The sequence below is a fragment of the Micrococcus terreus genome (genome assembly GCF_900116905.1).
In the GTDB taxonomy this organism is placed as follows: domain Bacteria; phylum Actinomycetota; class Actinomycetes; order Actinomycetales; family Micrococcaceae; genus Citricoccus; species Citricoccus terreus.
Genome location: NZ_FPCG01000004.1, coordinates 80,115 through 106,402, shown reverse-complemented (window position 1 = coordinate 106,402; position 26,288 = coordinate 80,115). Strand labels below are relative to the sequence as shown.

Here is a 26,288-nt window from a genome sequence, read left to right as displayed (position 1 = left end):
CACCCCGGCGCCTGATGACCCTCCGCTGAACGAAAGCCGTCCTCTCCATGTCTGACAAGACCCCTCGAGGCCGGGCCAAGCGCACCCTGTGGTGGCTGCTGGCCCTGACCCTCGCCCTCACCGCTGCCCTCGGCGTCGGCGTGGCCACCGGCCAGACCGATGGCGTCCCCAAGCTCGCACTGGATCTGGAGGGCGGCACGCAGATGGTCCTGGCGCCCCAGGTCAGTGGTGGTCAGCAGGCCACGGAGGAGCAGCTGGGCCAGGCGGTGGAGATCATCCGTCAGCGCGTGGACGGCTCCGGTGTCTCCGAGGCAGAGATCGCCACGCAGGGCGGCAGCAATGTCGTCGTCTCCCTGCCGGGCATCCCCGATGAGCGGACGCGGCAGCTGATCCAGGCCTCCGCGGACATGGAGTTCCGCTCCGTGCTCTCGATCGCCGGCGGTGATCCTGTGCCGGAGGAGGAGCGGACCGCGCTGGAGGACTTCCCCCAGCCCGAGGGCGAACCGGCCAACGGCTCCGACCCGGCCTGGATCACTCCCGAGCTGGCCGCCGAGTTCGAGGCCATGGACTGCGCGGCCGAACTGGCGAACCCCAATCGAGAGCCGAAGCCGGCTGATCAGGGGACCGTGGCCTGCCAGCCTGCCGATGAAGAGCGCGGCATGCCGGCCATCAAGTACCTGTTGGGACCGGTGGAGGTCAAGGGCACCGAGATCGCCGACGCCGACTACGGGATGACCCAGTCTCCGACCGGCGTCTCCACGAACCAGTGGGCCGTCAACCTGTCCTTCACGAACGAGGGCACCGAGAAGTTCCGCGAGGTCACCACCCGACTGACCCCCTTCGCCGACGGCGACCCGCGCAAGCAGTTCGCGGTCCTGCTGGACGGTGCGGTCATCACGGCACCGCAGTCCAATGCCGTCATCACCGACGGGCGCGCCCAGATCACGGGCAGCTTCACCGAGCTGACCGCCCAGGGACTGGCCGAGCAGCTCAGCTACGGCGCGCTGCCCATCAGCTTCGAGATCCAGTCCGAACAGCAGATCTCAGCCACGCTGGGCTCTGACCAGCTGCGGATGGGCCTGATCGCCGGACTGATCGGCCTGATCCTGGTGGCGATCTACTCCTTCTTCCAGTACCGCGTGCTGGGACTGGTCACCATCGCCTCCCTGGTGGTGGCCGGCGTCCTGACCTACCTGGCGATCGTGCTGCTGGGCTGGTCGGACAACTACCGACTCTCGCTGGCCGGCATCGCCGGCATCATCGTGGCCATCGGCCTGACCGCCGACTCGTTCATCGTCTACTTCGAACGCATCAAGGACGAGCTGCGGTCCGGACAGAGCCTGGAGGCGGCCGTGGAGCTGGGCTGGGCCCGCGCCAAGCGGACGATCACCGCCTCCAAGGCCGTGAACCTGCTGGCCGCCGTCGTGCTCTACTTCGTGGCCGTGGGCAACGTCCGCGGCTTCGCCTTCACCCTCGGCCTGACCGCCGTGGCTGACCTGATCGTGATCTTCATGTTCACCCACCCGGTGATGCGCCTGCTGGCTCAGACCCGGTTCTTCGGCGGCGGCCACCGCTGGTCCGGACTGGATCCGTCACTGCTGGGCGTGGAGCCGCTCTACAAGGGCGCCGGCCAGGTCCGTGCCTTCCGTCCTCGGGCCGCGGCAGCGGCCAACGGGGCCGGCGCCAACGGCGGCGGCAAGGCGGCTCGCCGCAGTACCAGATCCGCCAAGGAGGCCGAGCGCCGCCAGACCATCGCTGAGCGTCGGCGCGCCGAGCGGCAGGAGCAGCTGGCCGGAACCCCGGTGGGCGAGGCCCTGAGCTCCCGCCCTGGCTCATCCACCACCCTCAGCCCGGCCGAGGCCGATCAGGCCGGCCGCCGCCCCCGCGGCGGCAGCCACGCCGCCGGCCCTGACACCATCCGCACCCAGGACGGGGAGGACTCCAAGTGACGTCACTGGCACAGTGGGGCAACGAGCTCTACACCGGAAAGCGCTCCTACCCGTTCGTCCAGAAGTGGAAGCTGTGGTTCGCCATCGCCGCCCTGCTGCTGCTGGTCAGCGGCGGCCTGACGATGATGCGCGGCGGATTCAATCTGGGCATCGAGTTCCGTGGCGGATCCGAGTTCACCGTCTCCGGAGTGGAGAACACCGATCCGTCCTTGGGGCAGGCCGCCATGTCCGAGGCCGCGCCTGAGTCCGAGTCCACGGTGACCAACATCGCCCCCGGCACCATGCGGGTCCAGACCGAGCAGCTGGACGACACCCAGACCCTGGCCGTGGGCGACCGCCTCCAGCAGGCCTACGGGGTGGGCGAGGACCAGGTCACCTCCAACTTCATCGGCCCCACCTGGGGAGAGGCCGTCTCACAGCAGGCGCTGTTGGGCCTGATCATCTTCGTGGTCCTGGTGGCCCTGTTGATGGCTGTGTACTTCCGGACCTGGAAGATGTCCCTGGCCGCCGTGATCGGCCTGCTCTATGTGGTGGCCCTCTCGGCCGGGATCTACGGGGCCGTGGGCTTCGAGATCACGCCCTCGGCCATCATCGGGTTCCTGACGATCCTCTCCTACGCCCTGTATGACACGGTGGTGGTGTTCGACAAGATCAGAGAGAACACGGAGACCTCCCTGGAGGACTCCCGCCGCACCTTCGCTGAGAACGTCAACCTGGCCATCAACCAGACCCTGGTCCGCTCCATCAACACCTCCATGGTGGGCGTGCTTCCGGTGGGCTCCATCCTGTTCATCGGCGTGTTCCTGCTGGGCGCCGGTACCCTGCGTGACATCGCGCTGGCCCTGTTCGTGGGCATCATTGTGGGCACCCTGGCCACCCTGTTCATCCAGGCCCCGCTGTACGCGCTGCTGCGCCGCAACGAACCGTCCATCCAGGTCCACGACCGCAAGGTCCTGGACCAGCGCGTGGGCGAGGAGCCGGCCGAGTACGCCGCGACCTTCGAGACCGAGCTGGAGGAGAAGGAGGCCGCTGCCGCACGCAAGCCCGGCGCGGACCTGGAGGAGCGTCCGGCGCACTAAGCTGGAGTGCATCCTCCTCGCGGACTCTCCGTGAGCACGGATGACCATGGCAGCGGACCTCGGCCCGCGGGAAGGACAGCGGTGACAGCGAACCCTGCTCAGCCCGAAGGAACCAGCGCGCCCGGCCCCGCCGGCTCACGCCAGGAGACCGGTCCCGACGACGTCGCAACCGCCCCAGCAGGGGAGGCCGCTCCCAGCCCGGTGGGCAGTGCGTCCACGGCAGGTGTGGGCACCGTCGTCTCGCGGCGTCCGCGCGGTCGTCTGGCCCGGCTGACCGGTCGTCACGTCACGGCCTACTCGCCGATCCTGGAACCGCTGATCCGCACCCTGAAGGTCCGGCAACCCAAGGAGGACCTGGACCTGATCATCCGGGCCTACGAGGTGGCCGAGGCCTGCCACGCCGGTCAGCGGCGCAAGAGCGGGGACCCGTACATCACCCATCCGGTGGCCGTGGCGACCATCCTGGCCGAACTGGGCCTGTCCGGGAACACGTTGGCCGCCGCCCTGCTGCATGACACGGTGGAGGACACCAGCTACTCCCTGGACCAGCTGCGCAAGGATTTCGGCGAGGAGGCCGCCCACCTGGTGGACGGCGTGACCAAGCTGGACAAGGTCAAGTTCGGGGACGCCGCCCAGGCCGAGACCGTGCGCAAGATGGTCGTGGCCATGGCCCAGGACGTACGGGTGCTGCTGATCAAGCTCGCCGACCGCCTGCACAATGCCCGGACCTGGAGGTACGTCTCCCCGGAGTCCAGCGCCCGGAAGGCCAAGGAGACCCTGGAGATCTACGCTCCACTGGCCCACCGGCTGGGTATGAACACCATCAAGTGGGAGCTGGAGGACCTCTCTTTCGCCGCCCTGCATCCCAAGGTGTACGCCGAGATCGTGCGCCTGGTGGGGGAGCGCACCCCGGAACGGGAGAAGAACCTCACCGGCCTGCGCGGCGAGATCGAGAGGCAGCTGCGCGAGTCCAAGATCAAGGCCGTGGTGACCGGCAGGCCCAAGCACTACTACTCCGTGTACCAGAAGATGATCGTGCGGGGTAAGGACTTCGACGAGATCCACGATCTGATCGGCGTGCGCGTGCTGGTCGACTCGGTGCGGGACTGCTATGGCGCGTTGGGTGTGCTGCACTCCACCTGGAGTCCGCTGCCGGGGCGGTTCAAGGACTACATCGCCATGCCCAAGCTGAACATGTACCAGTCGCTGCACACCACGGTGATCGGTCCGGGCGGCAAGCCGGTGGAGATCCAGCTGCGCACCCACGAGATGCACCGGCGTGCCGAGTACGGCGTGGCCGCGCACTGGAAGTACAAGAACCAGGCGCAGACCGGTGAGGGCGGTGCTGCCGGCACCGTGGAGGGCACCCCGGCCTGGTTGCGCTCGGTCATGGACTGGCAGAAGGACACCAAGGACCCGAACGAGTTCCTGCAGTCGCTGCGCACCGAGATCGACGCCGCTGAGGTCTTCGTCTTCACCCCCAAGGGGGAGGTGATGGCCTTGCCGGCCGGCTCCACGCCGGTGGACTTCGCCTATGCCGTGCACACCGAGGTGGGTCACCGCACCATCGGGGCCCGCGTGAACGGCAAGCTGGTGCCCCTCAACAGCGAGCTGGCCCACGGCGACTGGGTGGAGGTCTTCACCTCCAAGACCGAAGGGGCCGGCCCCAGCCAGGACTGGATGAACTTCGTGCGCAGCCCTCGAGCGCGCAACAAGATCCGGCAGTGGTTCTCCAAGGAGCGCCGTGAGGAGTCGATCGAGAAGGGCAAGGAGCAGCTGACCCGTCAGCTGCGGCGGATGAACCTGCCCCTGCACCGGCTGATGAGCGCGGAGGCACTCGGCGAGGTCGCCACCGTCCTGAGCCTGCCGGATGTCCCGGGTCTGTATGCGGCCATCGGTGACGGAAACGTCTCGGCGCAGAACGTGATGGAGCACCTGGAGGCACTGACCGAACCGGTCGAGTCCGAGCCGAGCCTGGACACCGTGCCGATCACGCAGGTCTCCCGGGCACCGCGCCATTCCGACTCCGGCGTGGTGGTCCAGGGCTCGGCCGATGTCATGGTCAAGCTGGCCCGGTGCTGCACGCCCGTGCCGCCGGATGAGATCGTGGGCTTCGTCACCCGCGGATCGGGTGTCTCGGTGCACCGCGCGGACTGCTCCAATGTGGGTCCGCTGACCCAGGAGCCCGAGCGCATGGTCGAGGTGTCCTGGGCCCCCACCCAGTCCTCTGTCTTCCTGGTGGAGATCCAGGTGGAGGCCCTGGACCGCAAGTCGCTGCTCTCGGACGTGACTCGGGTGCTGGCCGAGCACCACGTGAACATCCTCTCGGCCTCGGTGAACACCTCCCGGAGCCGGGTGGCGATCAGCAAGTTCGTCTTCGAGCTGGGGGATCCGAAGTTCCTGAGCCACGTGCTCTCCTCGGTGCGCCGGATCGACGGCGTGTACGACGTCTACCGCACCTCGGGGCGGCAACAGCACCGAGAGTCCCGCTGAGCACCGTTCCGGTCAGACCGTGACCACGGTGCGCTCCAGGACCGCCTCGAGCCGTTCGCGGGCCTGGAGCATGCCCGGCAACCTGCGCCGGCGTTCGAATCGCGCACGCAGCGCGGCGGGGTGAGTGCATCCGGCGAGGCGCTGCACGGTGTGCTCCAGAGCCAAGTCCACGCTGCCGTCGGCGCTGTCCCGCAGCAGGTCCTCCAACGTGCGGTCGGGAGTCGTGCACCGCAGTCCGTGCAGGATCTGGACGTCCTCCTGTGCCTCAGCGGTGTGACCTGCCGGGGCGGCGACGTCGAGCTGACGCAGGACCAGGGGCAGGGCCACGGCCAGGGCAGGTGGACGGTGGAAGTGGCTGACCGCCGCCTCCAGCCGCGTGGGTGCCGTCCCGCCGACGTGGACCCACGCTGCAGTCCTGCCCACGGCACACCAGTGGCCCGCCAGCACGGGGGCGGCGATCTGCAGCACCGCTGCGGCCCGCAGGGCGGCGTCGGCCGGAGTGGCCGCTGAGCGGTAGAGGCCTCCGAGCAGAGGCCGGACCATGCCTGTCTGGGCCATCAGCTGCAGCTCGGGCGCGGTGAACGGGCTGCCGGGGACCAGCAGTGCGTGGTCGGTCGCGGGGTCGTCAGTGGGGTGCACTCCTCCAGGGTGGCAGAGACAGCTGTGGCCCGGCACAGGGCCGGGCCACAGCTGTGGACAACCTCTCCGTAGGGGAGGCTGCACCGGGAGAGTCAGCTCTGGGAGGCCTGGAGCATCTCCAGCCACTGACGCCGTGCGTCCAGGGCCTCCTGGGCCTGGGTGATCTTCTTCTGATCACCCTGGGCCTGTGCCTGCTCCAGGTCCTTCTCCAGTCCGGCGATCGTCTCCTGCAGCTGGCTCACCGCCGAGCTGGTCCGAGCCTGGGTCTCCGGATTGGTCTTCTGCCAGTGCTCGTCCTCGGCCTGCTTCAGCGCCTCCTCGAGCTTGCGGAATCCCGACTCCATGCGGGAGATGTCCTTGCGGGGGACCCGCCCTGCGTCCTCCCAGCGGCCACGGAGGTCATTGAGCGCTGCACGGCCGGCCTTGAGGTCGGTGAACGGCAGCAGCTTCTGGCCCTCGGCGAGGATCTGCTCCTTGACCTTCAGGTTGTCCCCGTACTCCCGGTCGATCTCGTCGTTGGCGGCCTTCCGAGCGGCGAAGAACGTGTCCTGGGCACCCCGGAAGCGGGCCCACAGGGCGTCGTCCTCCTTGCGTGAGGCCCGTGGCGCGGCCTTCCACTCATCCATCAGGTCACGGTAGGCCGCCGTGGTGGGGCCCCAGTCCGTGGAGCTGGAGAGCTTCTCGGCGCGGGCGATCAGCTTCTCCTTGACCGACTTGGCCTCGGCATTGGTGGCATCCAGCTGGGAGAAGAAGGCGCGGCGGTGCTTGTCGAAGGTGGTTCGGGCGGCACGGAAGCGCTTCCACAGTCCGTCCTCGACCGACTTGCCCAGACGAGGACCGGCCTTCTGGGCGGCCTTCCACTGATCGAACAGCTCGGCCATGCGTGCGCTGGCCTGCTTCCACTGGACCTGGTGAGGGTCCTTGGCAGCCCAGTCCTCCGCCTCAGCGACGATGCCCTCACGGACAGCCAGCTGCTCAGCCTGCGCGGCCTCCAGCGCGGCCTTGTCAGCGGTGCGACGCTCGTCCAAGGTGTCCTGCAGGGCGGCGAGTCGGTCCCGGAGCGTGGGCAGATCGCCGACCATGCCGCGGGCCTCGACCGTATCCTGCAGGTGGTCCAGGGTCTTCTGGATCTCCCCGGCCGGAGCTCCGGCGGCAACGCGCTGCTCCAGCAGCATGGTCTGGGAGACGACGTCGTCGTACTTGCGCACGAAGTAGGCCAGGGCCTCCTGCTCGGTGGCGTCCGGGTACTGCCCGACCTGGACCTCCTCACCGTTGTCCAGCAGGGTCACATGGCCGTCCTCGCTGACCCGGGCGAACTGGGCGGCCTCCTCCAACGGCGTGGAGTAGGCCGGGGCGACCAGGGGAGCGGCGGCGGGCTTGGCCCCACTCTTGCCAGCCCCCTTGGCACCGGAGCCGCCGGGGCGCTGGGCCGGCTTGGGCAGAGACGCCGGAGACGGGACTCCGGGCGTGGGCGGCCGGGGAACCGCGGCAGGCTTGGGTGCAGAGAGCGCCGCCGGTGCGGCCGTCGGCTCCTCTGCCGTTGGCGCGGCTTCGGCCTCCGGTGCCTGCTCAGCTGCCGGAGTGCCCTGCTGAGCCTGGTCCTGCGGCTGGTCCTCTCCGGCGGCGGCCGCCGGAGCTTCGGTGCTCTCCACCGACTCCAGCACCGCTGCGGTCTCGGCCTCGGCCGCAGGAAGGTCGGTCTGGTCGGCCGGTGCGGGGACGGGCATGTCCTCGGCGGGGGTGGTGGGCTGGTCGTCGGGCTGCTGACTGGTGGTCACCGCTGGAACTCTCTTTCGGTGCCCTGCACCGACCCCAAGACTGGGTGCGCGCAGGGGGCACGGACACGATCACGGCCAGCCTACCGGCACGGATGCACCGGTGTGACGCATCTGACGCACCGCGGTCACCTGGACGGGAACGCCGAGCCGAAGGACGGGCGACCTAGAATGTGAAGGCGTGTGGCCGTCGTCGGGACGGGCCTGTCTGTGGGGCTCCTTCTGATCACGGGTGTCCACGCGCGTCACGTCCTGTCCCTGAACCGATGAGAAGGTCTCCCATGTCCCGCAAGGCATCCCTGTCCGGCTTCCACGAGTGGCTCCCCGCGGAGCGGATCGTGGAGCAGCATGTGCTGGACACCCTGCGGCGGACCTTCGAGCTGCACGGTTTCAGCTCGATCGAGACCCGCGCGGTGGAGACCCTGGGACAGCTGCTGCGCAAGGGGGAGATCGACAAGGAGGTCTACGCGGTCTCCCGGCTCCAGGAGGACCAGACAGCCCAGTCAGGCGCGGAGGCCAAAGATCCCAACGACCCCAAGCGACTGGCCCTGCACTTCGACCTGACCGTGCCCTTCGCCCGCTACGTGGTGGAGAACGCCGGCCACCTGGCCTTCCCGTTCCGCCGCTACCAGATCCAGAAGGTCTGGCGTGGGGAGCGTCCTCAGGAGGGGCGGGCCCGGGAGTTCACGCAGGCGGACATCGACGTGGTGGGTGACGGCACCCTGCCGTTCCGGTACGACGTGGACGTGGCCCTGGTGATCGCCGAGGCCCTGGGCGCCCTGCCGATCGGGGACTTCACGCTGCGGATCAACAACCGCAAGCTCGCCGAGGGCTTCTACCGGGGGATCGGGCTGGAGGACACCGCCGGGGTGCTGCGCTCCATCGACAAGCTGGAGAAGGTCGGCGCCGAGCGCGTGGCCGAGCTGCTCCAGGAGGAGCTCGGCGCCACCGCCGAGCAGGCCGCCCAGGCCCTGGCGCTGGCGCAGATCCGGACCGAGGACACCTCCTTCGTGGAGCAGGTCCGCGCGCTCGGTGTGGAGCACGAGCTGCTGGAGGTGGGGCTGGCCGAGCTGACCGAGGTGATCGGTGAGCTGCACCGCCGCGCCCCCGGACGTGCGGTGGCCGACCTGTCGATCGCCCGCGGCCTGGACTACTACACCGGGACGGTCTACGAGACGGTGCTCACCGGACACGAGCAGCTGGGCTCGATCTGCTCCGGCGGCCGGTACGACGCGCTGGCGTCCAAGGGCAACCGCGTGTTCCCGGGCGTGGGCCTGTCCATCGGTGTCACCCGACTGGTGATGCGCATGCTCTCCCAGCAGATGGCCACCGCCAGCCGCTCCGTGCCCACCGCCGTCTACGTGACCCTGGCCAACGAGGACTCCTGGAGCGCCGCGCAGGACACCGCCCAGCTGCTGCGCGCCCGCGGGATCGCAGCCGAGGTGGCCGTGTCCGCCGAGAAGTTCGGCAAGCAGATCAAGTACGCCGACCGCCGTGGGATCCCCTTCGTCTGGTTCTCTGAGGTCGGTGAGGACGGTGCGCTGACCCACCAGGTCAAGGACATCCGTTCCGGCGAGCAGGTGGACGCTGACCCGGAGACCTGGACCCCGCCGGCGGCGGACCTCGTCCCGCAGGTGGTGCAGGCCTGACAGGCCTGACGGCGGCCACCTCCATCCTCAGCCGCCGCGCTCACTGGACAGGGTGAGGGCGGGGTCATCCAGGTCACCGAGCAGACGCTCGACCGACCACGGCCCGGCCCACCAGGCCCACGGCGAACACAGCCACCATGGTCAACACGGAGACCGGGGGCAGCGTGACAGCCAGCAGTACGCACAGCGCCAGCCCCACCAGGTTGAACCACCGGGGCCCGGCGATCACCCGCTCCTGCAGCGTGCTCGCGGCCAGGTTGGACACCGCGTAGTACACCAGCACACCGAAGGAGCTGAACCCCACCACGGTGAGGATGTCCGTGGCCAGCACCAGTCCGATCACCACCACGCCCGTCACCACCTGGGCCACCCACGGCACCGAGGTCCGCTCGTCCACCCGGGCCAACGGCCGCGGCAGATCGCCCTCACGCGCCATGGCCAACGCCGTGCGGGAGATCCCCGTCACCAGGTTCAACATGGAGCCCAGGCTCGCCAGCGCGGCTCCCACCACGGCCAGCCAGACCCACCCTGACCCGAGGGTCGCCTCCACGGCGTCCCGCACGGGGGCAGGCGACCCCGCCAGCCCTTCGGCCCCCAGCAGCTGCAGCAGCGCCACAGCCAGCACCACATAGAGCACCAGGGTGAAGCCAAGCGCGCTCATCACGGCACGAGGGATCGACCGCCTCGGGTCCACCACCTCCTCGCCCAGCGTGGCGATCCGGGCGTACCCGGCGAAGGCGAAGAACAGCAGCCCCGCCCCCTGGACCACGCCCCACAGCGAGCCGGGCTGGGAGGTGCCGGCCGTCGTCGGGAACTGCTGCGGTGAGCCGCTGAAGGCGGCGATGATCACCACCACCAGGATCAGCACCACCGGGACCACGATCGCCATGGTGGCCTGGGCGGTGCGGGTGATGCCCAGCAGATTCACCCCGGTGATCACCACGACGGCGGCCACCGCCACCCAGCGCGGCGTCCAGTCGGTGCTGGGGTCACCCGGTGCCACATAGAGGGCGAAGGTGTAGGCCATGGCGGCCACGGAGGCGGACTTCCCGGTCACGAACCCCCAGCCGGCGATGAACCCTGCCGTGTCATTGAGCTGTCTGCGGCCGAAGGTGTACGCCCCGCCCGAGGTGGGGTGGACTGCGGCCAGCTGCGCGGTGGACGTGGCATTGGCCCAGGCGGTGAGCCCGGCCAGCGCCAGGGCGGCCAACAGCCATGCCCCAGCGTGCGCGGCGGCCAGGCCGAGGGCGGAGAACACCCCGGCGCCCACCATGGAGCCGACGCCGATCACGATCGCCTGCGGCAGGGTCAGCCTGCGGGCCAAGGACGGTGTGGCAGACATGGCGGACTCCTTGCGGACGAAGGGACGTGCGGACCGGTCAGGGTGCGGGACGCACTAGACTCGACGGCGAACCCGATCTCTATCACACCGAACCGACGTCCACGTGAACCGTCTGCCACCGCGCCTGCGCGCGGGCTGGAGAGCACCACGATCGGACGGGAAGGACCTCTGTGCTGCGCACACATCAGCTGGGCGACCTCAACGCCTCGCTCATCGGACAGACCGTCACCGTCACCGGCTGGGTGGCCCGCCGGCGTGACCACGGCGGCGTGGCCTTCGTGGACCTGCGCGACGCCTCCGGCTTCGCCCAGGTGGTGGTGCGGGACGAGAAGGACTTCGATCCGCTGCGCAACGAGTACGTCCTGCAGGTCACCGGCACGGTGGAGCGCCGCCCGGAGGGCAACGAGAACCCGAACCTGCCCTCCGGCGAGATCGAGCTGATCACCGAGACCGTGACCGTGCTCAACACCGCCGCACCGCTGCCGTTCCAGATCGACGAGCACGTGGAGGTCGGCGAAGAGGCGCGCCTGCGTCACCGCTACCTGGATCTGCGCCGCCCGGACCCGGCCCGCATCATGCGCCTGCGCTCGGACGTGAACCGAACCGCTCGCGAGCTGCTGCACGGCGAGGGGTTCATGGAGGTGGAGACCCCCACCCTGACCCGCTCCACCCCGGAGGGTGCCCGTGATTTCCTGGTCCCGGCCCGCCTGGCCCCGGGTTCCTGGTACGCCCTGCCGCAGTCGCCCCAGCTGTTCAAGCAGCTGCTGCAGGTCGGTGGCGTGGAGAAGTACTACCAGATCGCCCGCTGCTACCGGGATGAGGACTTCCGCGCCGACCGCCAGCCTGAGTTCACCCAGCTGGACATCGAGGCCTCCTTCGTGGAGCAGGACGATGTGATCGAGCTCGGCGAGAAGATCGTCAAGGCCGTGTGGTCCCTCGTGGGCGTGGACGTCCCCACACCTATCCGCCGGATGACCTACCACGAGGCCATGCAGAAGTACGGCTCGGACAAGCCCGATCTGCGCTTCGGCCTGGAGCTGACCGAGCTGACCGAGTACTTCCAGGACACCCCGTTCCGGGTGTTCCAGGCGCCCTACGTGGGTGCCGTGGTCATGCCCGGCGGTGCCTCGCAGGCCCGCCGCACCCTGGACGCCTGGCAGGAATGGGCCAAGCAGCGCGGCGCCAAGGGGCTGGCCTACGTGCTCATCCAGGAGGACGGGTCCCTCACCGGACCCGTGGCCAAGAACATCTCGGACCAGGAGAAGGCAGGACTGGCCCAGGCCGTGGGCGCACAGCCCGGCGACTGCGTCTTCTTCGCCGCGGGCGAGGCCAAGGCCTCTCGTGCGCTGCTGGGTGCCGCCCGCGTGGAGATCGGACACCGAGTCGGCCTGATCAAGGACGCCGGACCGAATGTCCCCGCCTCTGAGGCCGACTGGGCCTTCGTGTGGGTGGTGGACGCACCCATGTTCGAACCGGCCGCTGACGCTGTGGCCTCCGGTGACGTGGCCGTGGGCGCCGGCGCCTGGACCGCCGTGCACCACGCCTTCACCTCGCCCAAGCCCGAGTTCGCCGAGACCTTCGACACCGACCCCGGCGCCGCCCTGGCCTACGCCTACGACATCGTGTGCAACGGCAACGAGATCGGCGGCGGCTCCATCCGCATCCACCGCCAGGAGATGCAGGAGCGCGTCTTCCAGGTGATGGGACTGTCCGAGGAGGAGGCCCACGAGAAGTTCGGCTTCCTGCTGGAGGGCTTCAAGTACGGCGCCCCGCCGCACGGCGGCATCGCCTTCGGCTGGGATCGCATTGTGGCCCTGCTGGCCGGAACCGAGTCCATCCGCGAGGTCATCGCCTTCCCGAAGACCGGCAACGGCTACGATCCGCTGACCTCTGCCCCGGCCCCGATCACCGCTCAGCAGCGCAAGGAAGCCGGAGTCGACGCCAAGCCTGAGCCCAAGGCCGCTCCGGCCACGGCTGCCGAGGCTGAGGCTCCGGCCACGGCATGAGCCAGCACCCGCAGCAGCCTGCTCGGCGGCAGAATTCTGCCGCCGGGCAGGCGGAGCAGCCCTCACGCTGGGTGATGGCCTTTCCGGTCATCCTCGTGACCTTCCTGGCGAACATGGCCATCGACATCTGGACCGACTGGCCCATGTTGCTGCGCTGGCTGGTATCCATCGCCTTGGGCGTGGTAGCCGGATCGCTGTTCCAGGTGTGGCTACAGCGCCGTCACGACTCAGCTGGCCGCCGGTAGATCGTCGGTATCGACCAGCAGGGTGAACGGTCCAGAGTTGACCAGGGCGACGTCCATCATCGCCCCGAATTCTCCGGACTCCACCCTGGCACCCTGGGCACGCAACTCGGCCATGAACCTCTCGTAGAGCGGTTCTGCCTGGCTGCCCGGAGCCGACCGGGTCCACGACGGTCTGCGACCCTTGCGCACGTCTCCGTAGAGGGTGAACTGGCTGATCACCAGCAACGGCGCCTCGGCGGTAGCGCAGGAGCGCTCATTCTCCAGCATCCGCAGTGTCCATATCTTCTGCGCCAACTGCACAGCCTGGGCCTCGGTATCCTCAGTGCTCACCCCGAGAAGCACCACTAGCCCCTCACCTTCGAAGGAGCCGACCACCTGCCCGTCGATCGTGACGGAGGCGGACCGGGCTCGTTGACACACAGCTCGCATGAACCCATCGTGACATGAGACTGCCCCGGACACCGTGCAGTCTGCTGTCTCGTGCTCAGACGCTCAGCGCGATCAGCGGCGAGTCGGGGTGATCTCGTAGACGCTGGTGGAGCCGGAGACCTCGTGGGCCACGATGACCAGGGCCTTCTTGCGCGGGGAGTCCGAGGCGGGAACGAAGGTCAGACCCTCGGCGCCCAAGTCGCCCTGGCCGGCCTCGGCGTCGTCGCCCTCGGCATCCCAGTTGCGCTCATTGACGTACTGGACGAACTCGCCCTTCGTCGGGTCGGTGATGTCGAAGACCATCACGCCACCGATACGCTCCAGACCCACGAAGGCGTAGGTGTTGCGCTGGATCTCGCCGATCACGACGCCCTCAGGCTCCGGACCCTTGTCGTCGGAGCGGGAGTCGAAGGTCGGGGATTCATCGTTGTTGGCGTTGAAGGCGTGCTCGGGCAGCTCGCCAGCGTCGATGAGGTCCTTGATGGACTGCTCGATCAGGCCAGCCGAGTCGAACAGGCGCTCCCCGTCGGCCGTGAAGATCGAGAAGGACCGGGCACCGTAGGCGTGCAGGGTCTCGTAGCAGTCACCGGAGGCGGACAGGCCCAGATCGGCGATGATCTTCAGGCGTCCGATGTTGGCATCCTTGCGCAGCTCCTTGGCATCGGGGAAGGCGCTGGTGCACAGGTCGACGTCCTTGATGCGCTCCTCGTCGATGAAGTCGCCCCACTCGCGGCCGTCACCCTCGTTGGCGGTGACGACCAGGTCCTGGCCGCGGTAGCGGTAGGAGTCCATGCCGTCGGGCATGGGCACACCCATGACCGGCCAGTTCTTCAGGTTGATTCCACCGTCACGGTCGGAGGCGTCCAGTGCGCCCTCGGTGGACCAGTCGGTCAGCTGCAGGGCCCACAGGTCGGTCAGGGTGGCCGAGGCCAGGTCGACGACGGCGACCGCGTTGGCCTCCTGCACCGAGACGTAGGCTGTCTTGCCGGTCGGGTCGATGGTGACGTACTCCGGCTCCAGATTGCGGGCGATCCGGCCAGCATCAGGCTGGTCGGCCGGGGTCTGCACATCCGGACCGAACACGCGCACGCCCTCGGGAAGGGCCGTGCCCTCGTCGTAGGCACGGAAGTTCACGGTGCGGACGCTGTCCTGGCTCAGGCGGGAGAACTGGTTGACGTTCTTGGGCAGGGTGACCACGGAGATCGTGCCCTCGGGGTCCACCGAGAAGTCATCGGCCGGCTCACCCTCATTGGCGACCACGGCGTAAGAGCCGTTGCCGGCGACTGCCACGGAGTCGGGCAGGGCGCCGACGCGGACAGCGCCCAGCGGGGCCAGGGTCTTGCTGTTGTAGAAGACCAACCAGCCCAGGTCGGTCTTCTCATCGGCCTCCACGGCCACCGAGAGGATGCCGTTGGATACGGCCACCGAGTTCACGGTCGCGCCGGACTCGATCACCGAGCCGTCAGCGGCGCTCACGCCGGCGACGGTCAGGGTGGTCTCGAAGCTCAGGGAGGCCTTCGTGTCGACCTTCAGCACGTCGATCGCGCCCTTCTGGGCGTTGACCACGAACAGGCGGCTGTTCTTGGCGTCGAAGGCGGGGATTTCGGCGGCGGACTCGCCGTACACGCCGGTCTCGTAGCTGCCAGCCAGCGCGAGCTCAATGGACTTCTGATTGGTCGAGACGGCCGGGGGAGCGGCGATCGCCATCGGGGCCATCACGGCGGCGGACAGAGCCGCGGCGCCTCCAGCCAGGGCAAGACGGTGCGAGGTGCGCATGAGGGGTCCTTCCAGGACGGTCGGGGGATGTGAGCGTCCAGGCCGCGTTGCGCAGCCACCCAACGCTCAAGGGTCCAGAACACTCACGTCAGATGAACAGCACGTGTCCACCGCCTCGCGTGTCCATCCTCGTCGTCGTGAACTCCCGGTAAACATCGTCCCGACGGCGTCGCCCACCGATCTCGTTAGGCTGGATGGGTGAGTGACCTGTTCAGTGCCTTCCACGCCGACGACGAGCCGGATGACCCGACCGACTCCGCCGGGCGCGGCGCCGGCCGGTCCCGTCCCACCGCACCCCTGGCCGTGAGGATGCGACCGCGCAGCGTGGAGGAAGTCGTCGGACAGCAGCACCTGCTGCACCAGGGGTCTCCGCTGCGTCAGCTGGCCGAAGGGGGCTCCGGTCGCGGCGGAGCCGGCCCGTCCTCGGTGATCCTCTACGGGCCCCCGGGGACCGGCAAGACCACCCTGGCCCACGTGATCGCCCGTGCCCCGGATCGCAAGTTCGTCGAACTCTCCGCCATCTCCTCCGGGGTCAAGGACGTTCGAGCCGTGATGGACCAGGCCCTGACCGACCGCGACCTATACGGCCGCACCACGGTGCTGTTCCTGGACGAGATCCATCGGTTCAACAAGGCCCAGCAGGATGCACTGCTGCCGGGCGTGGAGAACCGCTGGGTCGTGTTGGTCGCCGCTACCACGGAGAACCCCTCGTTCTCGGTCATCGCCCCGCTGCTCTCCCGATCCCTGATGCTCACCCTCCAGCCGCTCACCGACGAGGACATCGCCGGGCTGATCCAGCGGGCCGTCGCCGACGAGCGTGGCCTGAACGGTGTGGTCGACCTGACTGAGGACGGGCTCGACTACCTGGTGCGCATGGCGCAGGGCGATGCCCGCCGTGCCCTGACGACTCTGGAGGCTGCCGCCGGGGTCACCCTGGACCGCCAAGACCACAGCACCACAGCGAACGCTGACAGCTCCGGCGAGACCTCCAACGGCACGTCGTCCGATGCCGCGGCCACCACTGTCCCGCAGGTGACGGCCGAGGACGCCGCCCAGGCCATGGACCGGGCGGTGCTGCGCTACGACAAAGCCGGGGACCAGCACTACGACGTCATCAGCGCCTTCATCAAGTCCCTGCGTGGCTCCGACGTCGACGCCGCCTTGCACTACCTGGCCCGCATGATCGAGGCGGGGGAGGACCCCCGGTTCATCTGCCGGCGCCTGATCATCTCGGCCTCCGAGGACGTGGGCATGGCCGACCCCACGGCCCTGCAGACCGCCGTCGCCGCCGCCCAGGCCGTCCAGCTGATCGGCATGCCCGAAGGCCAGCTGATCATGGCCGAAGCAGTGGTACACATTGCCAGCGCACCCAAGTCCAATGCTGTCACGACGGCGATCGGTGCGGCCATCGCCGACGTCCGGGCCGGACGGTCCGGACACGTGCCCTTCCATCTGCGTGATGCCCACTACCCGGGCGCAGCGGCGCTAGGCCACGGCAAGGGGTATATCTACTCTCACGATGCTCCCCATGCGGTCGCCCAGCAGCAGTACCTGCCGGACACCCTGGTGAACCAGCAGTACTACCAGCCCACCGACCGCGGCGTGGAACGCGGTATCGCCGAGCGCTGGAAGCACCTGCGATTGATCATCCGCGGATTGGGCCGGGACAGCTCCCGCTGAGACGGAATAAGACACCCTGTCGGGAAGTTGACAACTGTGAGACATCCCACCTCACGAGCCCAGGAGCCACCGTGTCCATGCCCGCCCAGAGCCCCTCGTCCCGCCTGATCCCCAACACCACTGACGTTGACTACCGCGTGCTGCAGTCGGTAGATACCTATGCCAAGGCCCAGGCGCTGGTGGACCGGCTCTCCGACGGCGGATTCCCGGTGGAGAAGGTGCGGATCGTGGGCACCGGCCTGCGCTCTGTGGAGCAGGTGGTCGGTCGACTGACCACGGGCAAGGCGGCCCTGCAGGGTGCGCTGCAGGGTCTGTGGTTCGGCCTGATGGTCGGCATCCTGCTGGGCATCTTCGCGGCTCCCGGCAGCTGGCTGTGGACCGTGCTGGTCGGTGTGGGCATCGGTGCCGTCTGGGGCGCGATCTTCGGGGCCATCTCCCACGCCATGACCGGCGGCAAGCGAGACTTCGCCTCACTGTCCACCTTCGAGGCGGAGGCCTATGACGTCCTCGTGGAGGCCACGCACGTCTCCCAGGCGGCCGAGATCGCCCGCGCGCCGAAAGGTCCGGCCGCCCAGGGCTGACCTGGTAGAGTAGTGCGCTGTCTGGCAAGCGCCGCCAGTTCTCCTCTGCTTCCTGTCCACTCGGGCGGGCATGAGGTCCTCGTTCTCGACATCGCCTCCGGGCGTGGTTCGATGTGCGGCGTTGCAGCGTATGACGGGCAGCGGCATGCCCCTCAGCTCTCCGATGGACGACCGGAGGCCAGGTTCCAGCCCACCCTTGTCTCCGTGGTTCCACGGTGCGCCGGCACGCAGTCACGCGGTCCGGCATCAGGGCTGGAGATCAACCACAACCGTGCCGCCTGACAAGAAAGGAGCCCTCGTGGCTTCCAACCTGCGTACCCGCCGTACCGTGCGTCACTCGCGCGCCCTCGGCATCGCCCTGACTCCCAAGGCCGAGAAGTACATGGAGCGCCGTCCGTACGGCCCCGGCCAGCACGGCCGCGCCCGTCGCAAGGCCGACTCCGACTACTCGGTGCGTCTGAAGGAGAAGCAGCGTCTTCGCGCCCAGTACAACATCCGTGAGGCCCAGATGCGCCGCTACTTCGAAGAGGCCAAGCGCACCTCCGGCCTGACCGGTGAGAACCTGGTGGAGCTGCTGGAGATGCGCCTGGACGCCCTCGTGCTGCGCTCCGGCTTCGCCCGCACCATCCAGCAGGCCCGCCAGATGGTCGTGCACCGCCACATCATGGTGGACGGCAAGCGCGTGGACATCCCCTCCTTCCGCGTCAAGGAGGGACAGATGATCCACGTGCACGAGCGCTCCGAGAAGATGGTGCCCTTCCAGATCTCCGCCACCGGCGCCCACCAGGAGGTCCTTCCGGCCGTCCCCGGGTACCTGAACGTGGAGATCGAGAAGCTGCAGTCCACGCTGACCCGCCGCCCGAAGCGCTCCGAGGTCCCCGTGACCTGCGAGGAGAACCTCGTGGTGGAGTACTACGCTCGCTGATCCTGCGAGTGCGCAGCGGCATCGCCGCCCTGCAATCCTGAGACGGCCCGGTCCTCACACCAGAGGATCGGGCCGTTCCGTTCCCGGTGGGCACCCTGGCGGTACAGTGGTCCAGGCACTCCCGAAAGGACTTCTGTGATCAAGCGTGTTCTCATCCTCGGTGCCGGTGCGGCCGCCGGATGGATCGGCCACACGGCATTCAGCAAGGGCCGTCAGCAGCTCGGCGACCGCGCGGACCGTGCGGTCCGCGATGCCGTGAACCCAGAGACCTGGGGGCAGCAGGTGGGCCAGATGGCCGCCTCCGCCCTGGCCGCCGGTGCTCGTGGCTTCGCCAGCCAGCTGCGCGACGAGCTCCCATCGTGGCGCACCGCCGGCGAACCCCGCTCCACATCAGGAGAGAGCACCGACCCTGGGCATCGGTCGGCCCCTCGTCAGCAGGCTCGTTCGTCGTCCACCTCGGGATCGCCCGATCCTGAGGCGGAGCGCCGAGCGGCAGAGCACCGAGCCCAGCTCCAGGAACGGATGAAGGACATCGCGGCCTCCACGGACTGGAGGGCAGTGGCTGAGGCGGCCGCCTCCCGGAACTGGAGAGGTGCGGCCAACAGCTTCATCAGCACTGGGCTCAGCGGGTCACGGACCACAGCTCCAGGCCAGACCATCCCCGGCACCGTGGCCGATCCCACCCCCACCGACCCGTCCAACCCCGGAGAACGAAAGCAGTCATGAAGTCACAGGAAATCGCCCAGCGTTGGCTCCGGTTCTTCGAGTCCAAGGGACACGCGGCCGTGCCCTCGGCCTCCCTCGTCTCCCCGGACCCGTCCCTGCTGTTCACCATCGCCGGCATGGTCCCGTTCATCCCCTACTTCCTGGGCCAGCAGACCCCTCCCCATCCGCGGGCGGCGAGCGTGCAGAAGTGCATTCGCACCGCAGACATCGAAGAGGTGGGCAAGACGGTCCGCCATGGCACCTTCTTCCAGATGTGCGGCAACTTCTCCTTCGGCGACTACTTCAAGGAGACCGCGATCCCTCTGGCCTGGGAGCTGCTGACCACCTCTCAGGACCAGGGCGGCTATGGCCTGGATCCTGAACGCATCTGGGTCTCCGTGTATGAGGAGGACGACGAGGCCGCACGCATCTGGCGTGAGGATGTGGGCTTCCCTGCCGAGCGGATCCAGCGATTCGGCAAGGCCGACAACTACTGGAACACCGGACAGCCCGGCCCGGGTGGGCCCTGCTCGGAGATCTACTACGACCGCGGTCCCGCGTACGGCCAGGACGGCGGCCCTGCGGTGGACGAGACCCGGTTCATGGAGATCTGGAACCTGGTGTTCATGCAGTACCAGCTCTCCGAGGTCCGTTCCAAGGAGGACTTCGACGTCGCCGGAGAACTCCAGCACAAGAACATCGACACCGGTCTGGGACTGGAGCGGCTGGCCATGCTGCTGCAGGGCGTGGAGAACATGTACGAGACCGATCAGGTCCGTCCCGTGCTCGACCGGGCCGCTGAGCTCTCCGGCAAGGAGTACACCTCCACCGAAGACCCGTCCGATCCGCACTACGCCGATGACGTCCGACTGCGCATGATCGCCGACCACATCCGCTCGGCGCTGATGCTCATCTCCGACGGCGTGGTCCCCGGCAACGAGGGCGGCGGCTACGTGCTGCGCCGCCTGATCCGCCGCGCCGTGCGCGCCATGCGCCTGATGGGTGTCACCGATCCAGTGCTGCCTGAGCTGCTGCCGGTCTCCCGCGATGCGATGAAGGGCACCTACCCCGTCGTCGAGACCGACTTCGAGCGGATCTCCCGCATCGCCTATGCCGAGGAGAAGGCGTTCCTGCGCACCATCACCGCCGGCATCGCCCGGCTCGAAGGTGCCGTGACCGCTGCCAAGTCCGCAGGCGCCGGCATCTCCGGTGCCGACGCCTTCGAGCTGCATGACACCTTCGGCTTCCCCATTGACCTGACCCTGGAGATGGCCGAGGAGGCCGGAGTCCAGGTGGATGAAGCAGCCTTCCGCACCCTGATGACCGAGCAGCGAGACCGTGCTCGTCAGGACGCCAAATCCAAGAAGTCCGGCCATGCGGACACCAGCGGGTACCGTCAGCTGCACGCCGAGGGGGACACGGTCTTCACCGGCTACACCGAGCACACCACCGAGTCCCGGATCCGGGGGCTGCTCAGCGGTGGTGAGGTCGTCCCCTCCGGCGCGGCCGGTCAGGAGCTGGAGGTCGTCCTGGACGCCACTCCGTTCTACGCCGAGGCCGGTGGACAGGCAGCCGACACGGGTCTGATCACCGGTGACGGGTACGTCCTGGAGGTCCTGGACGTCCAGGCCCCGGTCAAGGGACTGAGCGTGCACAAGGTCCGCGTGAAGGAGGGCGAGGTGCCCAGTGGCGCCGTGGCCCTGGGACAGATCGACCTCCAGCGCCGCCTGGACGCGCAGAAGGCCCACTCCGGAACGCACATCATCCACGCGGCGCTGCACCAGATCCTGGGCCCTGAGGCCACCCAGTCCGGGTCCTTCAACAAGGAGGGCTACCTCCGGTTCGACTTCCGGTGGAGCGAAGCGCTCTCGGCGATGGCCCGTTCAGAGGTCGAAGACCTCTCGAACATCGCCATCCGCGACAACCACACCGTGCTCACCCAGGAGATGTCCCTGGACCAGGCCAAGGCACTGGGTGCCATGAGCCTGTTCGGCGAGAAGTACGGAGACCGGGTTCGCGTGGTGGAGATCGACGGCGCCTGGTCGCGTGAGCTCTGCGGAGGCACCCATGTGGGCTCCACCGCCGAGATCGGCTCCCTGGCTCTGCTGGGCGAGCAGTCGGTGGGATCGGGCAACCGCCGCGTGGAGGCGTTGGTCGGGCTGGATGCCTTCCGGCACCTGGCCACCGAGCGCACCCTGGTCAACGAGTTGACGGAGATGCTCAAGGTGCCGGCCGATCAGGTCAAGGACCGCATCAGCGGAACGATGGCGCGTCTGAAGCAGGTGGAGAAGGAGCTGGCCGGGCTGCGCGCGGCACAGCTGCAGGCAGAGGCCGGACGCCTGACCGCCGGTGCCCGCGAGGTCCAGGGCATCACGGTCCTCACCCACGAGGCCGGGCCGGTCGGGTCGGCCGATGAGCTGCGGACCCTGGGCCTGGACCTGCGCGGTCGCCTGGAGTCCGCCGCAGGCAACGCGGCCGGGACACCGGTGGTGGTGGCCCTGTCCGGGATCGCCAAGGACCGTCCGCTGGTCCTGGTGGCCACGAACCAGGCCGCTCGCGACGCCGGCCTGAAGGCCGGCGCGCTGGTGAAGACTGCCTGCGGCGTGCTGGGCGGCGGTGGCGGCGGAAAGGACGACGTCGCCCAGGGCGGCGGCCAGCAGGTGGAGAAGATCGCCGAGGCGCTCTCCGCTGTGGAGGACGCGGTGCGTGCAGAGGCCGGCCGCAGCGCATGACCGCTGCGGGAGTGCTCCGGGGTGTCCGTCTGGGCGTCGACGTCGGCAAGGCCCGTGTGGGCCTGGCCGCCGCCGATCCGGACGGCATCCTGGCCACCCCGGTGACCACACTCAAGCGTGATGCCAAGAAGGGCTTCGACCAGCGGATCATCTGCAAGGAGGCCCTGCAGCGCGATGCCGTGGTCGTCTATGTGGGTCATCCGGTGAACCTGCAGGGGAGGCCGACCGCCTCCACCGAGGACGCCGTGCACTACGCCGAGCAGCTGGCCGAACGTCTGGTGCGAGAGGGCAGTGCCGCCCAGGTGCGGCTCGTGGACGAACGGCTATCCACCGTCACCGCCCATCAGCAGCTGCGGGAGGCCGGCCGCTCGACCCGTGACCACCGCTCGGTGGTCGATCAGGCGGCGGCGGTTCAGATCCTTCAACAGGCCCTGGATATGCAACAATCTCAGCACAAGGATGTCGGCCGCCTCGTGGGCGTGCCCGCCGAAGGACAGAAGGATTCCCCGAGTGACTGATCAGACCCCTGACGACGCAGCCGAGGACCAGCCACAGGCACGTGCCCGGCGGGAGCAGGAGCACCGGGAGGATCGGGATCAGTCGGCGGAGCCGCAGACGTCCACCAACGATGAGCCCGAGACGCCGGCTCCACTGGTGCCGGAGGACGAGCGGGAGTACCCCGTCCTGGACGACGCCATCCACACCACCGATCGTGATGGAACACCGATCATCGTGGCCCCGTCCACCTACGGTCGCGGCTACCAGACCGTCACGGTCAATCCGGACCGGCCCCATGATGAGGCCAAGCGTGAAGCTCGTCGCAAGCGCCGACGCCGCCGCAACTTCGTCCTGGCCGGTGCCTTCGGCGTGTTCGTGCTCGCCGTGGCGGTGCTGTCCCTGACCCTCAAGGGACTGCTGCCTCAACCCACCGCCGAGGACTATCCCGGTCCGGGCGGTGAGCCCGTGAGCTTCACCGTGAACGAAGGTGAGGGCGCCCTGGCGATCGGCAGCCGACTGGTCGAGCAGGACATCGTCGCCAGTCAGGACTCGTTCATCACGGCCATGAACCAGGCGCGTTCGAGCAATGACATCCAGCCGGGAGACTATGAGCTGAAGAAGCAGATGCCGGCCGCTGATGCCGTGTCCGTGCTGCTGCGCGAGGGACAGGAGGCCGTGCACTACGTGGCGATCAACCGCGGCATGCGTCTCTCGGAGGCATTCCAGGCACTGAGCACCTCCACCGGTCGATCGGTCGCGGAGTTCGAAGACGCCGCTGAGGACCCCACTCAGTTCGGACTGCCGTCCAGTGCGCCGAGCCTGGAGGGGTACCTGGCCCCGGGCGAGTACCGCTTCCCCGTCACGGCCGAACCGGCCGAGATCCTCACGATCCTGACCGAACCCACCTTTGAGGAGTTGGAGGACCTGGGGATCACCGACGAGGAGGAGCAGTTCCGCATCGTCACCATCGCCTCGATCGTGGAGGCTGAGGCGCTGCCGGAGGACTACGCCATGGTGGCGGGCATCATCGAGAACCGCTTGGAGCCCAACGAGGAGACCAACGGGTACCTGCAGATCGACGCCACGGTGATCTACGGGCTGGGACAGCGTCAGCTGCAGTTCTCCGAGTCCGAGAAGCAGAACGCCGACAACAAGTACAACTCGTACTACTACAAGGGCCTGCCGCCGGGGCCGATCGGTGCGCCGTCCCGCCAGGCCCTGGACGCGGCCGCCGATCCTGAGGACAGCGACTACTTCTACTGGATCACCACCAACATCGAGACCGGCGAGACGAAGTTCTCGGCGGACTACGCCCAGCATCGTGCCTACCAGCAGGAGTACCGGGAGTACTGTGCCCAGAACGCCGAGATCTGCGGGAACGCTGGGTCCACGGCAGGCGACGGTGCCACTGCGGCGCCCGAGGAGTGATCTGCGGTGAGCCTCTCCCGTCCCCGCGCCGGGGTGCTGGGGCACCCGATCGCGCACTCGAAGTCCCCGGTGCTGCACCGTGCGGCCTATCAGGCCCTCGGCCTGGACATCGCCTATGACGCCCATGACCTGAGTCCGGAGCAGCTCGACGGGTTCGTGGGAGAGATCCGTGCGGGCCAGGCTGCCCGAGGCGCCGACCGCTGGGTGGGCTTCTCGGTCACCATGCCGCACAAGGCGGCGATGGTGCCACAGATGGACCAGGTCTCTGAGCGCGTCCATCTGCTCGGTGTGCTCAACACCGTGGTCTGGGACCGCGACGGGACTGCCACCGGCCACAACACCGATGTGGACGGGATCGTGCGGGCGCTGGAGTTCGCCGGGCATGATCCGCTGCAGCGCGGAGGGACCCTCACCGTGGTCGGGGGAGGCGGCACCGCTGCGGCCGCTGTGGCCGCCGCGCGCGGGCTTGGACTGGACGCCGTGCAGCTGCTGCTGCGCAGCCCGGAGAAGGCTGCGGACCTGATCCGGCTGGCCGCGCAGCTGGAGCTGCAGGCCACAGCCCACCCCCTGGAGGAGCTCAACGCTCGAGCTCCCTCCAGCCGGGCTGTCATCGTGACGCTGCCGCCGCAGGCGGCCGACCCCCTGGTCGCCGCCCTGACGCCTCCGGCCTCGGACGGCGTGCTTCCCCCGCTGCTTGACGTGGCCTACGACCCCTGGCCGTCCGCCCTGGCCCTGGCCTGGGAGTCCCATGGTGGTCGTGTGGTCAGCGGACTCGAGATGCTGCTGTACCAGGCCGTGGAGCAGGTCCGGCTGTTCACCGAGCAGCTGCGCCGGGGTGATGCCGAGCCGGACTGGGCGGCCGTCACCGCACACATGGCCGGCGCCGTGGGACTGCCCCCGCGCTGATCCCGGGGTTCACACGTCCGGGGTGAGCGGCCTCGCGTGAGAGAATCGCAGCTATGGTGCGCTGGTTGACAGCGGGCGAATCACATGGGCCCGCACTCGTAGGAATCATCGAAGGGCTGCCCGCGGGCATCCCCCTGACGACCGCCATGGTCCAGGAGGCGCTGGCCCGCCGGCGCCTGGGCTATGGACGCGGCGCACGCATGAAGTTCGAGCAGGACCAGGTCACCCTCGTGGGCGGCGTCCGGCACGGCCGCACCCTCGGCTCTCCCGTGGCGATCGAGGTGGGCAACACCGAATGGCCCAAGTGGGAGAAGGTCATGTCCGCCGATCCGGTGGACCAGGACGAGCTGGACGGGCTGGCTCGCAATGCCCCGCTGACCCGTCCCCGCCCGGGCCACGCCGATCTGGCCGGGATGCAGAAGTACGGCTTCGAGGAGTCCCGGCCCCTGCTGGAGCGCGCCTCCGCTCGCGAGACCGCTGCACGGGTGGCTCTGGGCACGGTGGCGGCCTCGTTCCTGAACGAATTGGGCATCACCCTGGTCTCCCACACCACCGCCGTGGGCACGGTGTCCGTCCCGGAGGGGACCGCACTGCCCACACCGCAGGATGTGATCGCCCTGGACGCTGACCCGCTGCGCTGCTTCGATGCGGCCACCTCCGAGGCGATGGTGACCGAAGTGGATGTCGCCCACAAGGACGGGGAGACCCTCGGCGGCGTCGTCGAGGTGCTGGTGCATGGAGCCCCGGTGGGCTTGGGCAGCCATGTGCACTGGGACCGTCGGCTGGACTCCCGGCTCTCCGGAGCCCTCATGGGCATCCAGGCGATCAAGGGTGTGGAGATCGGCGACGGGTTCACCACGGCGGCCCGTCGTGGCAGTGCCGCGCACGACGAGATCGTGCGCGGTGAGGACGGTCATCCCGTCCGGGTGTCCAACCGCGCCGGCGGGATCGAGGGGGGCATGAGCACCGGGGGAGTGATCCGGGTGCGCGCCGCCATGAAGCCCATCGCCACGGTCCCCAAGGCCCTGCGCACGGTGGACACCTCGACCGGCGAGTCCACCCGCGCCCACCATCAGCGTTCGGACGTCTGTGCCGTCCCGGCGGCCGGCGTGGTCGCCGAGGCCATGGTCGCCCTGGTGATCGCCGAGGCAGTGGTGGAGAAGTTCGGTGGGGACAGCATCCCGGAGACCCGCCGGAACCTGCACGGCTACCTCGCCGCACTGGCGCCCCTGCCGCAACCGGACGACGTCGATCCCCAGCGCGCCGCGGCGCCCATGGGAGACCCCCTGCAGTGAGGCCCGACGACGGCCAGGGCACCTCGGGCGACCATCTCGCCCCGGTGCCGCATCAGGCCTCGACCACCGATCGCGTCCGGTCACTGGTGGAGGCTCGGACCGACAGCACACAGGTGCCCGAGGACCCCCGGTTTGCCGCTCGCCCGATTCAGGTTC

The 26,288-nt window shown here is 68.9% G+C and carries 20 protein-coding genes; 15 read left to right on the top strand and 5 right to left on the bottom strand.

Annotated elements, in window-relative coordinates; genetic code table 11:
• Positions 1-47: 47 nt before the first annotated feature.
• From secD to BM355_RS06405, 3 genes are all read left to right on the top strand, one after another.
• On the top strand, positions 48-1,949 hold the full coding sequence (secD, locus tag BM355_RS06415; protein WP_091696288.1) for a protein translocase subunit SecD: 1,902 nt from the start codon (positions 48-50) through the stop codon (positions 1,947-1,949).
• The gene (gene secF, locus BM355_RS06410) at positions 1,946-3,028 is read left to right on the top strand and encodes a protein translocase subunit SecF (RefSeq protein ID WP_091696286.1); all 1,083 of its coding nucleotides are present in this window, start codon (positions 1,946-1,948) and stop codon (positions 3,026-3,028) included. Before secD ends, secF begins: the two co-directional genes overlap by 4 nt.
• Before the next feature lie 81 nt (positions 3,029-3,109).
• Entirely contained in the window at positions 3,110-5,521 is a 2,412-nt protein-coding gene (locus tag BM355_RS06405; protein WP_091696283.1) for a RelA/SpoT family protein, read from the top strand.
• Between the two features lie 12 nt (positions 5,522-5,533).
• On the opposite strand, the gene BM355_RS06400 is transcribed toward BM355_RS06405, so the two are convergent.
• Both BM355_RS06400 and BM355_RS06395 read right to left on the bottom strand, forming a co-directional pair.
• On the bottom strand, positions 5,534-6,160 hold the full coding sequence (locus tag BM355_RS06400) for a hypothetical protein (RefSeq protein WP_091696281.1): 627 nt from the start codon (positions 6,158-6,160) through the stop codon (positions 5,534-5,536).
• Between the two features lie 92 nt (positions 6,161-6,252).
• Entirely contained in the window at positions 6,253-7,938 is a 1,686-nt protein-coding gene (locus BM355_RS06395) for a DUF349 domain-containing protein (protein ID WP_342715238.1), read from the bottom strand.
• 278 nt (positions 7,939-8,216) lie between these two features.
• Here BM355_RS06395 and hisS point away from each other — a divergent pair, with 278 nt between their 5' ends.
• Positions 8,217-9,584, top strand: coding sequence for a histidine--tRNA ligase (gene hisS / locus BM355_RS06390; RefSeq protein WP_091696279.1), 1,368 nt, complete (start codon positions 8,217-8,219; stop codon positions 9,582-9,584).
• A gap of 73 nt (positions 9,585-9,657) precedes the next feature.
• Here the strand turns inward: hisS and BM355_RS06385 are convergent, their stop codons facing one another.
• Positions 9,658-10,926, bottom strand: coding sequence for an APC family permease (locus tag BM355_RS06385; protein ID WP_091696276.1), 1,269 nt, complete (start codon positions 10,924-10,926; stop codon positions 9,658-9,660).
• A gap of 170 nt (positions 10,927-11,096) precedes the next feature.
• Here BM355_RS06385 and aspS point away from each other — a divergent pair, with 170 nt between their 5' ends.
• On the top strand, positions 11,097-12,932 hold the full coding sequence (aspS, locus tag BM355_RS06380; protein ID WP_091696273.1) for an aspartate--tRNA ligase: 1,836 nt from the start codon (positions 11,097-11,099) through the stop codon (positions 12,930-12,932).
• The gene (locus BM355_RS06375) at positions 12,929-13,177 is read left to right on the top strand and encodes a hypothetical protein (protein ID WP_091696270.1); all 249 of its coding nucleotides are present in this window, start codon (positions 12,929-12,931) and stop codon (positions 13,175-13,177) included. The genes aspS and BM355_RS06375 overlap by 4 nt, the downstream gene beginning before the upstream one ends.
• On the opposite strand, the gene dtd is transcribed toward BM355_RS06375, so the two are convergent.
• Together dtd and BM355_RS06365 are read right to left on the bottom strand one after the other, a co-directional pair.
• Positions 13,160-13,606, bottom strand: a complete 447-nt coding sequence (dtd, locus tag BM355_RS06370) for a D-aminoacyl-tRNA deacylase (RefSeq protein WP_091696267.1) — start codon at positions 13,604-13,606, stop codon at positions 13,160-13,162. The two genes, BM355_RS06375 and dtd, sit on opposite strands and share 18 nt — an antisense overlap.
• Before the next feature lie 72 nt (positions 13,607-13,678).
• On the bottom strand, positions 13,679-15,382 hold the full coding sequence (locus BM355_RS06365; protein ID WP_091696265.1) for a choice-of-anchor I family protein: 1,704 nt from the start codon (positions 15,380-15,382) through the stop codon (positions 13,679-13,681).
• Between the two features lie 198 nt (positions 15,383-15,580).
• On the opposite strand from BM355_RS06365, the gene BM355_RS06360 reads away from it, so the two are divergent.
• The 9 genes from BM355_RS06360 to aroC all read left to right on the top strand — a co-directional run bounded on the left by BM355_RS06360 (position 15,581) and on the right by aroC (position 26,132).
• Positions 15,581-17,062, top strand: a complete 1,482-nt coding sequence (locus tag BM355_RS06360; RefSeq protein ID WP_245760642.1) for a replication-associated recombination protein A — start codon at positions 15,581-15,583, stop codon at positions 17,060-17,062.
• Between the two features lie 77 nt (positions 17,063-17,139).
• Positions 17,140-17,643, top strand: coding sequence for a YflT domain-containing protein (locus BM355_RS06355; RefSeq protein ID WP_091696675.1), 504 nt, complete (start codon positions 17,140-17,142; stop codon positions 17,641-17,643).
• Positions 17,644-17,941: 298 nt separating this feature from the next.
• Positions 17,942-18,568, top strand: a complete 627-nt coding sequence (gene rpsD, locus BM355_RS06350; protein WP_091696261.1) for a 30S ribosomal protein S4 — start codon at positions 17,942-17,944, stop codon at positions 18,566-18,568.
• A gap of 135 nt (positions 18,569-18,703) precedes the next feature.
• Positions 18,704-19,294 (top strand): hypothetical protein, encoded by a 591-nt coding sequence (locus tag BM355_RS06345; RefSeq protein ID WP_091696259.1) that lies wholly within the window; start codon positions 18,704-18,706, stop codon positions 19,292-19,294.
• Positions 19,291-22,005 carry an alanine--tRNA ligase gene (alaS, locus tag BM355_RS06340; RefSeq protein ID WP_091696256.1) on the top strand — a complete coding sequence of 905 codons (2,715 nt, stop codon included), beginning with the start codon at positions 19,291-19,293 and terminating at the stop codon, positions 22,003-22,005. Before BM355_RS06345 ends, alaS begins: the two co-directional genes overlap by 4 nt.
• Positions 22,002-22,523, top strand: a complete 522-nt coding sequence (gene ruvX / locus BM355_RS06335; RefSeq protein ID WP_091696253.1) for a Holliday junction resolvase RuvX — start codon at positions 22,002-22,004, stop codon at positions 22,521-22,523. Before alaS ends, ruvX begins: the two co-directional genes overlap by 4 nt.
• Entirely contained in the window at positions 22,516-23,931 is a 1,416-nt protein-coding gene (gene mltG, locus BM355_RS06330) for an endolytic transglycosylase MltG (RefSeq protein WP_177227864.1), read from the top strand. Before ruvX ends, mltG begins: the two co-directional genes overlap by 8 nt.
• A 6-nt stretch (positions 23,932-23,937) precedes the next feature.
• Positions 23,938-24,837 carry a shikimate dehydrogenase family protein gene (locus BM355_RS06325; protein ID WP_091696248.1) on the top strand — a complete coding sequence of 300 codons (900 nt, stop codon included), beginning with the start codon at positions 23,938-23,940 and terminating at the stop codon, positions 24,835-24,837.
• 53 nt (positions 24,838-24,890) lie between these two features.
• Positions 24,891-26,132 carry a chorismate synthase gene (gene aroC / locus BM355_RS06320; RefSeq protein WP_091696246.1) on the top strand — a complete coding sequence of 414 codons (1,242 nt, stop codon included), beginning with the start codon at positions 24,891-24,893 and terminating at the stop codon, positions 26,130-26,132.
• Positions 26,133-26,288 lie beyond the last annotated feature (156 nt).